This window comes from Chryseobacterium sp. CP-77 (genome assembly GCF_036362765.1).
In the GTDB taxonomy this organism is placed as follows: domain Bacteria; phylum Bacteroidota; class Bacteroidia; order Flavobacteriales; family Weeksellaceae; genus Chryseobacterium; species Chryseobacterium cupriresistens.
Genome location: NZ_CP143637.1, coordinates 3,850,783 through 3,865,204 on the forward strand (window position 1 = coordinate 3,850,783; position 14,422 = coordinate 3,865,204).

The following is a 14,422-nucleotide window of genomic DNA, read 5'->3' on the forward strand; positions in this document are numbered from 1 at the left end:
AACTATTTAGTCTTTCTGCTCATTACCCAATCTGAACCTGTAAGATTATAGATCTTTTGGATATCTTTTAAGATTTTCTCAAAATCAATCTCCAGATCAATGATTTTACCTGTTCTAAGGTCAAATACCCAGCCGTGAACAATAGGATACTCTTCTAAAATGTATCTTTCCTGTACACAGGCCATTTTGATTACGTTGATGCACTGCTCCTGAACATTCAGTTCTACAAGTCTGTCATAACGCTTGTTTTCGTCCTCAATAGAATCCAGCTCCGTCTGATGTAATCTGTACACATCACGAATGGTTCTCAGCCATGGATTCAATAATCCCAGATCCTGAGGTGTCATCGCTGCTTTTACACCGCCACAGTTGTAATGTCCGCAGACAATAATATGTTTTACTTTCAGATGTTCTACAGCGTATTGAATAACTGCTGTGGAACTCATATCTAAAGTATTAACAACATTGGCAATGTTTCTGTAAACAAAAACTTCTCCGGGTTTTGCTCCCATCAACTCTTCTGCAGTAGCCCTGCTATCCGAACATCCGATATACAGATAATCGGGATGCTGAGTTTTGGCAAGTTCATGGAAGAAATCTGGATCTTCAGCTACTTTGGACTCTACCCATTTTTTATTGTTTTCGAAAATAACCTCGTACGATTGTGACATAATTTTAAAATGTATAATTATTTATTTCGTTTAAATTATTTCCAAAATCAATAGACTAAATCAATAATTATGCAAAAATATAATTTTTGCTAAATAATAAATCACTTTTAACAAAGTTTAATATTAAAATATGCTTAAAATCATATTCACTATTCCAATATTATTTGTACTACAGCTATTGAGGAACTTCAAACGTTTAAAAAGCAGGATAAAATTACGAAGTATAAATTAAAATTTGTGATTTGTGAATTAAAATATTCTTAATTATTTAGGTGACCTCAATTGTTCTTTTGAAATAGTTAATAAAAATACTTTGTATTTGCCAAAAAATGAATAATTTACATCTCTTCCTAATCTCTCTATCTGATGTCTGATTTTGGTCTGCGATCTATTTTTTTACTAGCATTTGATAGTGGATGTAATTCTAAAAAATCATCTTAATGGAATTAAAAAAATATGGGAATCCCTCACCAGAAGAATTTCTAAAAAGCTAAAGCATAGAGATTGAGGGGTGATCATTGGCTGATTTGATTTGCTTCTTACGATGTGAAGAACTACAAATTTACTTTCTCTTCAAATGTATGTGATCTTACCGGAAAATGTATGAGGAATTTTTATAATCAATACTGGGTTTACTACACCTTACGGTTGATATAATCCTTTGTTGCATCTGCTGTAGGGATGATTTTTGCGGGATTCCCTATAACAACAGAACCGGAGGGAACATCAAAATTGACATAAGAATTGGGAACAATCAATACATCATTCCCGATGGTGATATTTCCTACAATGACAGCATTGGTGCCTATCCAGACTTCGTCGCCAATTACAGGATACCCTTCATTTTTTCCGCGGTTTTGCTGCCCTATGGTCACTCCATGAGCGATATTGCAGTTTTTCCCGATCACTGTTTTCGGGTTGATGACAAGGCTTCCAAAATGTCCTAAATAAAAGCCTTCACCAATCTGCGTTTCAGGATAAATCTGGAAACCATATTTGATCTGATAATGTCTTAATACAATTCTCCAGAAAATATTCAGAAGAGGGGTTTTCTGATACTTCTGTGCTTTTCTCAGAATATAAACAAAGTGAAGATTGGGATTGATGCATTTTTTCCAGATCTGAAACGTTGAAAGCCACTTTCCGCTTTCCCGGTAAAAGTCTTTTTGAATGATTGAATAATCGGCCATCGTCAATGTTTTTATACTTCGTCAATTATTTTCTGAAGATGTTCCACAGATTTTTCCAGAACAAACGGAAGCTCTGTTTCCGAAATTCGTTTTTTGTATTCTTCAGCAATATTTTTATCCGTAAGAAACTTTTTCATTCCTTCATAAATTCCTTCCTCGGAATTTGCTGTGATATTTCCAAGCTTTCCATCCTGCAGAAGATCTCTGATGCCGGAAATATCCGTAGCAGAAATAGGTTTGTTGAGGATAAGAGCTTCGGCAATGATTGTTGGGAATCCTTCATGTCTTGAGGACATAATATAGAAATCCGCCTTTTTCATATATGGGTAGGGATTACTGCTGAAACCAAGCATTTTTGCAGTATCCTGAAGACCAAGTGTATTGAGTTGATCCTGAATAGTATTAAAATCATACCCGTCGCCGATGATCAGAAGCTGATGTTTCAATCCCTCATCAATAAGTTTTTTGTGAACATTGAGTAATCTGTCGTATCCTTTCTGAGGATATACGGTTCCTACCGTTACAAAAGTGGGAAGATCACTGTTGAAAGGATAATCATTAACTTCAATATCCGCCTTTCTTAACGTATCGTTTTTGTCAATAGGGTTGAAAATCTTAATCACAGATGCTTTTTCAGCTTCACTTTTAGCCAGATTGTGCATCCCTTCCTGAAGTTTGTTGGAAATGACCAGAATTCTGTCGAACCTGAAAAACTGTCTGATGACTTCCGGAGTATATTCTTTTAAATTGAAAATATCATTCTGTACCCAGATAATCTTTTTCGAATCTTTTTGAGGACTGGAGAGAATTTCCTGATGCATCGCATGAATGGCAGCAATCTCTACATCGTATTTTTTATTCTTTAAAACAAATTTATAAAGAAGGGAAGGGAACCAAAGGAACATTTTCTGATAAAGAACCCTGTAGGCTTTCACAGGAATATCCTGCAGCCTGTTGGTGGTAATCATTTCTCCTTTTGTCAAATAGTACAGTGTCACCCATGATGGGACCTCTTTAATATATAATCCCGAATAGAGATTTAGCAGAAGGTCAACTTCATACTTATCAGCAGGCAGATTCTTCAAAAAGTTGATTAATACTTTCTCTGCACCACCATGACGTAATGAACCTATACGAATGAGGAGTTTTTTCTTTTTCAATTTGTTTTTTTCTATTTTATGATTTTACAAGATAAATTTATTTAATTTTTCTTGCTTTTTTATACTTGTGAGGAAGATTTTCTTTGATATAGGCATCCAGCTTTTTTCTGTCTTTTTCCAGTTCACGGGGATATTCAGGGTTGTTTTTAAGAACAATGTCACCATAATCTTCAATAGTGCACAAAAATTGAGCCGGGTTTCCAATAAAGACCGTATTGTCTGGCATAGACTGTGATAATACAGAGTTGGCACCCAAAATACAGTTGTTTCCAATTTGTACATCCTGCATAATAACAGCATTGAGACCAATGGTACAGTTATTTCCGATTTTTATTCTTCCCAGTATTCTTGCATCTTCATAGCCCGGAAGTTTTCTGAGCAGAGTAGTCGTTCCGCCATGGTTCACAAATCTTACATCTCCGGCAATGTTGACATTATCACCAATTTCGATAAGGTAAGGTTCAGTTCCGAAATACACTTTATCAGGCATATTAAAGTTTTTTCCTACTTTCATACCCCTGTATTTTGCCACTTCAAGGCTGGCTCTATTCAAAAAAGAATGATAGAGAGAGTCTATTTTTAATAAGATTCTGAATATAAAAATCATCACAAGTGTAAATTTGTTTTCGTTACTTTTGCAAAGAAAGAGAATTTATTAATATGATGAAAATTTCAAAAATAGAATATTATCTTCCTCAGCAGGTGTTAACTAACGAGGATCTTGAAAAGCAGTTCCCTGAATGGAGCTCCGAACGTATCCAGGAGAAAGTAGGTATTTCCCAGCGCCATATTTCTTCTGACAGCGAAACCGTACTGGATATGGCTGTGCAATCTTCAGAAAAAATTTTCGAAAACTATGACAGAAACAAGGTAGATTTTATTTTGTTCTGTACGCAGAGTCCAGAGTATTTCCTTCCTACAACGGCCTGTATTTTGCAGGACAGATTAGGGCTTAGAAAAAATATCGGAGCTATAGATTTTAACCTTGGCTGTTCAGGATTTGTTTATGGATTAGCGTTTGCAAAAGGACTGATTGCTGCTGGAATTGCAAAAAGTATTCTCTTGGTTACTTCAGAAACGTACACCAAACATATTCATCCTGATGATAAAGGAAACCGGAGTATATTCGGAGATGCCTCTGCCTCTGCTATTATTGAAAAGGCTGAAGGTAATGATTATCATTTCTGCCTGGGAACAGACGGAAGCGGTGCGGAAAATCTTATGGTGAAAAAAGGAGCTTTTAAAAAAGACTTCGAACTGAATCCGGAACACGAATTCGGCCCCGAAAATATTTATATGAACGGCCCTGAAATTTTTAATTTTACGATTGAAAATATTCCGGGACTGGTAAAGGAAACATTGGAAGTGAACGGAATGACCATGGATGATATCGATCATTTTGTTTTTCACCAGGCCAATTCTTTTATGCTGAATTATTTAAGAAAGAAAACAAAAATACCGGCAGAAAAGTTTTATATTGACATGGAAAAAACCGGGAATACTGTTTCTGCAACAATTCCTATTGCTCTTAAAAATATGATGGATAAAGGAATGCTGAAAGAAGGAGATAAGGTTTTAATGGCAGGATTTGGAGTTGGATACTCATGGGGTGCCACTATTATGGAAATTTAAAAGAACAAACATTTAAAATTATAAAATATGAAAACATCCGTTTTTTTAGAAAAACTACAGGAAGAATTGGAAGAAGATGAAACATTGACTACTGAAACGAACCTGAAATCTTTAGAAAGCTATGATTCTATCAGTTTACTTTCTGTTATTGCTTTTGTAGACGAAAATTTCAGCAAAAAAATTGATACCAAGCATTTTAAAGATATTGAAACCGTTTCTGATCTGATGAATGTTATAGGAAAAGAAAATTTTGAGGATTAATGGATGCTTTCTCATTAAAAAATAAAATTATTCTCATTACAGGCGCTTCTTCCGGAATCGGGAGAAGCTGTTCTGTAGAATGCAGCAAAAGCGGTGCTGATCTGATTCTTGTAGGAAGAAACCAGGAAGAACTGATGAAAACCGTTTCTATGCTTGATCCTGGAACAAAAGTTGAAACCATTACTGAAGATATTACCCAATCTGAAAACCTTGAAGCAATGATTGCAGATAAAGTATCAGTTTTAGGGAAAATATCAGGGTTTATTCACTGTGCCGGTATCGAAAAAACGTTACCATTAAAAAAACACAATCCTCAGCTGTATCAGGATATATTTGCTGTCAATGTCATTGCAGGACTTGAAATTGCTAAAATTTTATCTTTAAAAAAATACAAAGACGAAAACTCCAGTTTCGTATTTATTTCTTCTGTTGCAGGAATGGTGGGAGAGGCGGGAAAAGCGGCTTATTCTGCCAGTAAAGGAGCAATCATTTCCGGAGCACGTTCCTTGGCTATGGAACTTTCACGAAGTAATATTCGGGTCAACAGCATTAGTCCGGCAATGGTTAATACCCCGATTTTAGAGAAAATGTTTGAAAATATCGGAGAAGAAGCTTCATTAGAAATCATAAAAAAACATCCGCTGGGAATAGGTGAACCTAAAGATGTAGCGAATGCCTGCATTTTTCTGTTGTCTGATGCCTCAAGATGGGTTACGGGCAGCAACCTTGTGATTGACGGAGGCTATTCTGCACAGTAATTACTTTTTGTACAGTGTTTCTATAATGTTTTCTACGCTGTCGAATATTTTCTTGTTATCGAATTGATCTTCAATGGTTTTTAGATTGTTTCTGATATGAGCTATCAGTTCTTGGTCTGTCAGGAATGTTTTCATGGCTTCATACATTTCATCTACCTCATAATTGATGAGATATCCTGTTTCCCGGTCTTTGATCATAAGGCCTACATCACCTACTTCTGTTGCAATAATGGGCTTCTGCAGGATTAAGGCTTCAGCAATGACCAGCGGCCATGCTTCAGATTCTGAAGGAAGAATAAAATAATCTGCTTTTTTGATATAAGGATAGGGGTTCATTTGGTTTCCAGCCAGAATAAATGTTTTTTCAACATTATTTTTGGCTGCCTGTGCCTTGAGGTTGTTCATTTCATCACCGTCACCGATGACAATGATGCTGTGATGAAACCCCTCATCCATAAGCTTTTTATGTGCGTCGATAAGTTTATGATATCCCTTTCTGGAATGAAGTCTTCCAATAGATGCAAAAACAGGCCCTTCCGGAAATTTGCCAGCTTTTTCTTCTGCCTTACGTTTAATTTCCTCGATAGGAATAGGATTGATAATCACACTCTCCGCCGGATAATTAAGATTAGGGTAATGCTGGTGCATCATATCTTTTATCTTGTGGGAACAGTATACCATATGGTCAAATTGGGGAAAACTCTTTAAAATATCCGGAACCAGAGGCTGGAATTTAGGAACATTAATTTCAGAGTGAAACCATCCGATTTTTTTTGAATTCTTATTGGTTGAATTCAGAATGGCATCATAGTCTCTGTAATCCATCCCGATCTCAATGTCAAAAGTATCATTGATAACACGATCTGCAATGGCAGGGGTATTTTTCAGTTTTCTCAGTCTTATTCTTCTTTTAACGAGCTGAAGTTTCTGTAAAATAGAATTGCTGGAAAAATCTTCTTTTCCATCGGTAAGGTATATTTTTCTGATATGCTTCGGAAGTTCATCACGCAGTTTTCCCTGGTTAAGAGTGAGACATACGGTGATATCAAATTTATCAGGGTTAAGATTATTGAGAATACTTAACATCACTTTTTCTACGCCACCCATTTCCATTGAGCGGTGTCTGAAAAGAATTTTTATTTTCCTGTTTTCCGACATTATCTGAAAATTTTTTGTAAAGTAAAGAGTTTTTTATTTGTTTATAAAATTTCGTTTTTGATATTCAGGAAGCATACAATCTCTTTGATGCTTTTTCTTGTCCTGCAAAAGATCATCCGGAAAATCAGTTCCGTAATCCTGCCGGGCGGGTTTAAAAAAATAATTATAGTAATTCCTGTATAAAGCTTCAATGTTATAAGCATCTTTAAATCCTGGGAATTTCATCCGATTTAAAGAGAGTCGAAAACCAGATCCTGTTTGTTGATGACACGTGTGTTAGCAGGGATGTCTTTATAAATAGTGCATCCGGCACCAATAATACAATTATCACCTATTGTCACCCCTTTTAGTACAGTTACATTACTTCCAAGCCAGCAATTGTTTCCTATTTTTATGGGAGCTTTTGAAAATTCGGAAGGATGTATTTTTATTGCAGGGGACGTCTCATAGGCATGATTATGATCATAGAGTTTCACATTTTCACCGAATAAAGTATTGTTGCCTATTGATATATGTTCTAAACAGTTTATAGAACAGAAATTGTTCATAAAAAAGTGGTTTCCTATTTCCAGGACAGCATTTTTATTGATCAGGATGCAGGTGTAATTTCTGAAGTCTGCGGCTGAGCCAATGCTTAGCTTTTTTAAATTGTTATCCAAAATAAAGCGGTTACCAACACCTAATCTGAGGTTTTCAAAAAATACATTGGGATGTTTTTTCAGCAGAAACAGTTGTTTTTTCCTGTTTATTTTTTCAAAAAAATCATAGAACATATACTATCTTTTGATCATTTGGGTTATACAAATATACCTTTTTTTAATGTAAAACCATGTTTTTGTTTATAAACATCCGTTTGCAGAAGTCATCCGGATTAAAACAAATAGAGGGTAACGCATTATACTTCCCTATAAAAGTTATCTATTGTTCTGGTTATTTTTCTAAAAAACCTGGATATTAATGTATTTTGCTTTTTAAAAATAAAATCGGGAAGTCTCGAAATCTGTTGAATATCTGTGTTATAAAGAACTTTAATTCCTCTCCTTGTAAGGGTGTTATATAATACCTGATGCCAGTTTTTGTAAAGCTTTTCTTTTTTACCTTTATTTTGAGAAACCCCCTGTGAATGAATTCTATATAAATACAGGCTTTTGTTGATAAAGACAAATTCCCCCCTCTCATAAAGTTTCAGGTAAAGGTCCTGATCTACAGAAGAGGACAGGGTTTCATCAATCGTATTCCAATTGATAAATTGATCTCTTTTAAAAGTAAAAAAATGGGCAATTTCAAAATTGATATTAAAAAAGTTCTTGCTTCCGTTCTTTATCCTTCCCGAGTGGGGAAACAGCTTCTGGACAGTCAGATGCTCATCACATATATAAAATCTTGAATAAGTCCCTATAATATTCTGATTAGAATAGGCTTTTATACTTTTTTCGAGGGCATCATGGGTAAGTGCATCATCAGGGTCTACAAAGCCGCATACATCACCGGTTGCCAGTTCTATGCATTTGTTCTTGGTATATCCTACCCCCCGGTTCGTTTCATTTTCATATAAAAAAAAGCGCTTATCGTTGCGTATAAGTTCCCTTAAGGCATCTTTTTCCTCCTTCTCTGAGCAGTCATCTACAATAATAACTTCCCAATCGGTGTATGTCTGTTGAATAATACTTTCATAGCAATCTTTGAAATAGACTGCATTATTGAAGTGGGCAACTAATATTGAAAATTTCATCTTAGGTAATTTAAATTGAGCAGATTATTCTAATGGCAATGTTATATCATTAATAAAAATAACATATAGTAACTCATTTGAGTTGCTGAATTGGGAAACGTTAACGATTTTTATCAAAGAATAATTTACTCCCGGTAAGCTCAAAAGGATTTTCAGACATGTTTTAAATTTTTTTCGTTGTGTATGCTGTAAATATAGCAAAATTTTAGACTTTGAAATTAATATTAAGAAAGGTTTATCAGTCTGTCTGTACAAGGTATGCTGTCTAATTGTGACAACGTGGTAGGTTTTACAATGAAAATAAAAAAAAAACTTTATTTTTGCCTCAATAAAAACAACACAGTGATTGAAATAGGTAGAGTTCTCAAAACTTTTATAGGGTTTTTAAAACGACCCGGTCTTTATCCGGAATTAGGCCGGAAAATTATTAAAAATACAGTCAATCGAGGAAATGCCTTTAAAGGGAAGGATAAAACAAACTCATGGGCTGCAGGAAGATGCATTTCACAGGAAGAAGCGGTTTCCAAGCTTTTCGGACTTGAAATTAAGGCTTTCCGCAATGAATATCAGGAGGTTTTAGCCGAAGCTGCACAGAAAGAAAAAAATTGCCCTGTGAAAATGGGAGGGCCGGGAGCGCTGGAACTTATTTACTATGCCTGCGAATTTACCCATGCACAGAATGTGGTGGAGACAGGCGTTGCCTACGGATGGTCTTCATTGGCATCTCTCTTATCTCTTGCAAAGAGAGGCGGCACACTATATAGTTCAGATATGCCTTATCTGGCTCAGGATGGGGATCAGTATGTAGGATGTGTAGTTCCTGAAAACCTGAAAAGTAACTGGAAGCTCTTCCGTTTTGCTGATAGAGAATCGCTTCCTAAGATTTTTGCTGAAAATGGTGTATTTGATGTTCTTCACTATGATTCCGATAAAAGCTATAACGGGAGAATGTGGGCTTATGATGAACTTTATGCACATTTAAAAAAAGGCGGGGTTTTTATCAGTGATGATATCGGTGATAATTCTGCCTATCAGGATTTCTGTGACAAGAAGAATATAGAAACAACAGTAGTAGAATACGAGGGAAAATACATCGGAATTTTTATCAAGTAGACCAGGCGGGAAGTCTGTTGCTGGGGATCATTTAAATCTGGGCCATGGAAAGTTTAAATATACTTATAATACGTCTTTTTTGACCGTTCTTATGAAAATACCTCAGATTACGTTTACGCGGTTTATTGCGGCAATGGCTATTGTCATTTCCCATTTTAATAAAGATATGTTCCTCTACAATATAGATTACATTTCAAATGTTTTTCTAAAGGCAAATGTAGGAGTAAGTTATTTCTTTATACTTTCGGGATTTATCATGGTGGTAGCCTATCATAAGAAAGAAAGGATAGATTATTTCGATTATTACAAAAACAGGTTCGCAAGAATTTATCCGCTTTATGTATTGGGTCTTTTGCTTTATCTGGTAACAAGGTATTCCAATTTCAGCTTCTATAAAGTTTTTTTATATCTGTTTGGTCTTCAGAGCTGGATTCCTGGAGAAGCAATGATCCTGAATTTTCCAGGTTGGTCTATTTCTGTAGAATTTTTATTCTATTTGATTTTTCCTGTTCTTTATAATTATTTCTATGTCAAAGGGAATAAAAGTATTTGGGTGATTACCGTCATGCTCTGGATTATAACACAGATATTTTCGGGGCTGTATGTGGAATCATCTTATTATGAAGGCCCGCATACACAAAGTCATGAACTGCTTTACTATTTTCCTTTAATGCATATCAACGAATTTTTAGCAGGAAATCTGGCGGGAGTATTTTTTGTGAATCATCATCAGCGTAAGAATTATGATGTACCTGTGATGATCATTTTTATCCTTATCATATTGTCACTTATTTTTATTCCTCTTTTCTTTCACAATGGCTTAATGGCTATATTGTTTATCCCTTTTATTGTTCTTATATCTAAAAATAATGGGTTGATTACCAGGTTGTTTTCTTTAAAACAACTGGAATATCTGGGAGAAGCGAGTTATGCCGTTTATATTACCCATATTCCTGTATTATATATACTGAGGGAAGCCATACAATGGAGTGGCCATAACATAGGAATCGATAAAGTATTTGGGATCTATATTATTGTTTTAATATGTACTTCGGTTTTGTTTTATCAGTTTATTGAAAAACCTTTGAGAAATTCTCTGAAAAAGATACGAATAAGATAAAAATGTATTAATTTACATCAACATATCTGCACACAATTATGAAATCAAAATTTACCATTCCCTATATTTTCCGGACAAGCAGAAATAAGTGTATTTCTCTAAAAACTGTCAGGCAGCTATATGAAAAAGAAATGTATATTTATTTCCGGAAGAAATCCATTGTTTCAGGAGCCTGTATCTCATAACTTTTAAAAACACATTATGTTATTCAATTCAATAGGATTTCTTATTTTTTTACCTATAGTATTCTGTTTATACTGGTTTGTTTTTAATAAGAAATATCAGAATCAAAATAAGCTTTTGCTATTGGCAAGCTTTTATTTCTATGCGTGCTGGGATTGGAGATTTTTGTTTTTACTGATGTTTTCCATTGGTTTGGATTATTTTTCAGGTATTAAGATCGAAAATAGCAGGAATAAACGTGAAGCAAAATTTTGGCTTACTTTAAGTATTGTGATCAACCTGGGATTTCTGGGATTTTTTAAATACTATAATTTTTTTATTGAAAGTTTTGCAGATCTCCTCGGTGGTATGGGATTTAAGGTGAATATCTGGCTGCTGAATGTGATTCTGCCGGTGGGAATTTCATTTTACACTTTCCACGGGCTCTCTTATGTAATTGATGTTTATAAGAAGAGGATCCGTGCTGAACGCAGTTTTATTGACTATGCAGTTTTTGTAAGTTATTTTCCTTTACTGGTGGCAGGACCTATAGAAAGGGCAACCCATCTGTTACCCCAGATTCAGAAAAAAAGAACATTCAGCTACGAGCAGGCCGCAGACGGGATGCGTCAGATTCTTTGGGGTTTCTTCAAAAAGATGGTGATTGCTGATAATTGTGCACCATTAGTGAACGAGATTTTTACCCATTACCAAACAGAAAGCCCTGCCAATCTTTTAATCGGAGCTGTTTTGTTTGCTTTCCAGATTTATGGGGATTTTTCAGGGTATTCAGATATTGCATTAGGAGTTTCAAGACTGTTTGGAATAGAACTTCTCAAGAATTTTGCCTTCCCTTATTTCTCCAGAGATATTGCTGAGTTTTGGAGAAGATGGCATATTTCATTGTCTTCCTGGTTCAGAGATTATCTTTATATCCCATTAGGAGGTAGTAAAGGAGGACTGGGCATGAAAATAAGAAATACATTTATCATTTTTCTTGTCTCCGGATTCTGGCATGGTGCCAACTGGACATTTATAATCTGGGGTGGCCTTAATGCCTTATTCTTTATGCCACTGCTGATTATGGAGAAAAACAGAACCAATATAGAAGTTGCAGCGCAGGGAAAATGGTTTCCATCCTTTAAGGAAATCCTGCAGATACTGATTACCTTTTCAGCTACCTGTATCGCCTGGATATTTTTCAGGTCAGAATCTGTACTTCAGGCATTTGAGTATATCAAACGTATCTTCAGCCTGGAACTGTTCTCCTTTCCGGCGCAGATGCCGGTGAAAGTTTTTGCTTTGACTGCCTGTATGCTGATTATAGAATGGATTAACAGGGAACAATTCCACGGGCTGCAGATAAGAAGATTCAATCCGTGGGTACGCCGTATTCTTTACGGAATCATCATCTATATCATTCTCCGGTATGCCAATTTCGGGAATAATGAATTTATTTATTTTCAGTTTTAATATGAAAAAGTTTTTATTTAAAATATCATTTTATATCATCGGAATTCTGCTCATATTCGGAGTTTTGGGGTCGTTTGCGGATGGAAATACAGATGATAACTATATGCATTTCGCAGTAAAAAAACCACAGAATATTATTCTGGGAGATTCTAGAGGAGCTCAGGCAGTTCTTCCCCGGCTTTTAAATCAAAAATTGGGAAGAGACTTTGATAATTTTGCATTGAATGTTGTACAGTCTCCGTACGGACAAATTTATTATAAGGCATTACAAAGAAAACTGGACCCGGAAACCAAAAACGGATTATTTATTATCACTGTAGATCCATGGAATCTATCCTTGGATAAAAATGTGAAAAAAGAAGAAGACTTTCCGGAAAATCATTCTCCGTTGAAGAATATGTATTTTTATGATCTCTCTCCGAATTATGAATATCTGCTGAGAAATTACGTTCGAAGTTGGTTTAAGATTTACACGGAGAGAGAAGAAGCAGGGAGATCAAGCACCTATCTGCATAAAGATGGTTGGATGGAAGTAACGGTGAACATGCAAAAAGATTCTGTAGCGAAAAGAGAAATTGAGAAAGTAAACTTCTACAAACAATTAGCTCAGAAACAGAATATTTCCCAAGCCAGGATTAATGCCTTAGAAGACATTATCAAATTTCTTAAAAGTAAAGGAACTGTTTATCTGGTAAGAATTCCTGCTTCAGAAAAATTGGTAGCACTGGAACAGTCTTATTCACCCAATTTTAATGAAAAAATGGAAGATATCTCCAAAAAATATGGCGTTTATTTCTTTGATTTCTCTTCCAAAGCCAAGGAATATCAATACACAGATGGAAATCATATGTATAAAGAATCCGGAAAAGTATTTACCTCACAAATAGCAGATTCTATTCTGTCTAAAACAAAAAGATAAGTACAATGTCCTGATTGTAGCGCAGCAGAATCTCTCAGATCCAGATCAGAATAAGTATTTCCTGAAATTAATATTATACAAGCCGGAACGGATGCTCGGATAATCTGTGACAAGATACTTTAAAATCATATTCCACTTTTTGAGGAGGGGAGCATTGGCAATTTCAAAACTACGGTGCATTCTTTTAATATGAAGTTTCATATGAGCGGGAATCGTACTCTCGTTTTCAGACCAGTCTTTCACCTCTTTCCAAAGCAAAACTCTTGTTGTGGCAGGTTTTATTTTCTTGGAATCTACCTTTGTAATCCTGTTGTCTTCATGCACACCTCTTACTGCAACCGCTTTGTCTAAAATACCCGGATAAAGATCAAGATAATAGGATAAACGGAATAAAAATTCGGTATCCTGATGCAATCTTAAATTTGTTTTGAATAAAGGATTCATCTTCCGATGTAAAGATTGTTTCCTGATCGTTAAAGTATCAATACTAAATAAACCAAAGCTGCCCAACATATTCATTTGCCCCGGAAATACATCCTTCGGCTTATGAATTTTGTACACCGTAGTTAAGCGATCCTGAAAAATTCTATAATACTGTTCTTTTGCTTTTTCCGAGTAATAATGTACACCCAATGCACCATACACACCTTCTACTTCGGGATTTTTAAATAATTCCCTTTCAGCATCAAATCTGTTGGGAAGGTAATAGTCATCGGCATCCAGAAAGGCAATGAAATCACCGGTAGCCTTTTCTATCCCAAGATTTCTGGTAGGGCCAGCACCATGATTGCCTTTGTCGGGGTGCTGATAAAGCTGAACTCTGCTGTATTTTTCAGCGAGTTGCTGACAGACCAGCAAAGCGTTGTCAGGAGACTTGTCTTCCACTAGAATAACCTCATGAACTTCATCAAATTGAAGCGCAGATTCTACTGCTTGGGAGACATATTTTTCTGCATTATAAACGGGAATGATGACTGAGATTTTCATTTTTTCAATAGGAAATTATATTGTGTTTATGCGTTATCTTCTTACTGGAGAATTTAAGCTTTTAATTTTATTTTTAAGTAATGGAT

Annotated in this window: 15 protein-coding genes; 7 read left to right on the forward strand and 8 right to left on the reverse strand. The window is 35.4% G+C overall.

The window, feature by feature from the left end:
- Positions 1–2: 2 nt before the first annotated feature.
- The 4 genes from V0410_RS17160 to V0410_RS17175 all read right to left on the reverse strand — a co-directional run bounded on the left by V0410_RS17160 (position 3) and on the right by V0410_RS17175 (position 3,535).
- Positions 3–671 carry a carbonic anhydrase gene (locus V0410_RS17160; RefSeq protein ID WP_227941088.1) on the reverse strand — a complete coding sequence of 223 codons (669 nt, stop codon included), beginning with the start codon at positions 669–671 and terminating at the stop codon, positions 3–5.
- A 635-nt stretch (positions 672–1,306) separates the two neighbouring features.
- Positions 1,307–1,861 carry a serine O-acetyltransferase gene (locus V0410_RS17165; RefSeq protein ID WP_110008441.1) on the reverse strand — a complete coding sequence of 185 codons (555 nt, stop codon included), beginning with the start codon at positions 1,859–1,861 and terminating at the stop codon, positions 1,307–1,309.
- Positions 1,862–1,872: 11 nt separating this feature from the next.
- On the reverse strand, positions 1,873–3,021 hold the full coding sequence (locus tag V0410_RS17170; protein ID WP_330745012.1) for a glycosyltransferase: 1,149 nt from the start codon (positions 3,019–3,021) through the stop codon (positions 1,873–1,875).
- A gap of 37 nt (positions 3,022–3,058) precedes the next feature.
- Positions 3,059–3,535, reverse strand: a complete 477-nt coding sequence (locus tag V0410_RS17175) for an acyltransferase (protein WP_227941083.1) — start codon at positions 3,533–3,535, stop codon at positions 3,059–3,061.
- 146 nt (positions 3,536–3,681) lie between these two features.
- Between V0410_RS17175 and V0410_RS17180 the strand changes: the two genes are divergently transcribed.
- From V0410_RS17180 to V0410_RS17190, 3 genes are read left to right on the forward strand one after another with little or no spacing between them, the layout of a single operon-like run.
- Complete coding sequence (locus V0410_RS17180; protein ID WP_330745013.1) at positions 3,682–4,653, forward strand: 3-oxoacyl-ACP synthase III family protein; 972 nt, start codon at positions 3,682–3,684, stop codon at positions 4,651–4,653.
- A 27-nt stretch (positions 4,654–4,680) separates the two neighbouring features.
- The gene (locus tag V0410_RS17185; RefSeq protein WP_047380387.1) at positions 4,681–4,914 is read left to right on the forward strand and encodes a phosphopantetheine-binding protein; all 234 of its coding nucleotides are present in this window, start codon (positions 4,681–4,683) and stop codon (positions 4,912–4,914) included.
- Positions 4,914–5,672 carry an SDR family NAD(P)-dependent oxidoreductase gene (locus V0410_RS17190; protein ID WP_330745014.1) on the forward strand — a complete coding sequence of 253 codons (759 nt, stop codon included), beginning with the start codon at positions 4,914–4,916 and terminating at the stop codon, positions 5,670–5,672. The genes V0410_RS17185 and V0410_RS17190 overlap by 1 nt, the downstream gene beginning before the upstream one ends.
- On the opposite strand, the gene V0410_RS17195 is transcribed toward V0410_RS17190, so the two are convergent.
- The 3 genes from V0410_RS17195 to V0410_RS17205 all read right to left on the reverse strand — a co-directional run bounded on the left by V0410_RS17195 (position 5,673) and on the right by V0410_RS17205 (position 8,562).
- Positions 5,673–6,830 carry a glycosyltransferase gene (locus V0410_RS17195; RefSeq protein ID WP_330745015.1) on the reverse strand — a complete coding sequence of 386 codons (1,158 nt, stop codon included), beginning with the start codon at positions 6,828–6,830 and terminating at the stop codon, positions 5,673–5,675.
- Between the two features lie 230 nt (positions 6,831–7,060).
- On the reverse strand, positions 7,061–7,603 hold the full coding sequence (locus V0410_RS17200) for an acyltransferase (RefSeq protein WP_330745016.1): 543 nt from the start codon (positions 7,601–7,603) through the stop codon (positions 7,061–7,063).
- Between the two features lie 122 nt (positions 7,604–7,725).
- Positions 7,726–8,562: a glycosyltransferase family 2 protein gene (locus V0410_RS17205; protein WP_330745017.1), complete on the reverse strand. Its 837-nt coding sequence runs from the start codon at positions 8,560–8,562 to the stop codon at positions 7,726–7,728.
- Positions 8,563–8,904: 342 nt separating this feature from the next.
- On the opposite strand from V0410_RS17205, the gene V0410_RS17210 reads away from it, so the two are divergent.
- From V0410_RS17210 to V0410_RS17225, 4 genes are all read left to right on the forward strand, one after another.
- Entirely contained in the window at positions 8,905–9,675 is a 771-nt protein-coding gene (locus V0410_RS17210) for a class I SAM-dependent methyltransferase (protein ID WP_330745018.1), read from the forward strand.
- 91 nt (positions 9,676–9,766) lie between these two features.
- Positions 9,767–10,795: an acyltransferase family protein gene (locus tag V0410_RS17215; RefSeq protein ID WP_330745019.1), complete on the forward strand. Its 1,029-nt coding sequence runs from the start codon at positions 9,767–9,769 to the stop codon at positions 10,793–10,795.
- A 201-nt stretch (positions 10,796–10,996) separates the two neighbouring features.
- Entirely contained in the window at positions 10,997–12,430 is a 1,434-nt protein-coding gene (locus V0410_RS17220) for an MBOAT family O-acyltransferase (protein ID WP_202841678.1), read from the forward strand.
- Between the two features lies 1 nt (position 12,431).
- Positions 12,432–13,349, forward strand: coding sequence for a hypothetical protein (locus V0410_RS17225; protein ID WP_330745020.1), 918 nt, complete (start codon positions 12,432–12,434; stop codon positions 13,347–13,349).
- 45 nt (positions 13,350–13,394) lie between these two features.
- Here V0410_RS17225 and V0410_RS17230 read toward each other — a convergent pair whose 3' ends face one another.
- Complete coding sequence (locus V0410_RS17230) at positions 13,395–14,336, reverse strand: glycosyltransferase family 2 protein (protein WP_330745021.1); 942 nt, start codon at positions 14,334–14,336, stop codon at positions 13,395–13,397.
- Positions 14,337–14,422: the final 86 nt, after the last annotated feature.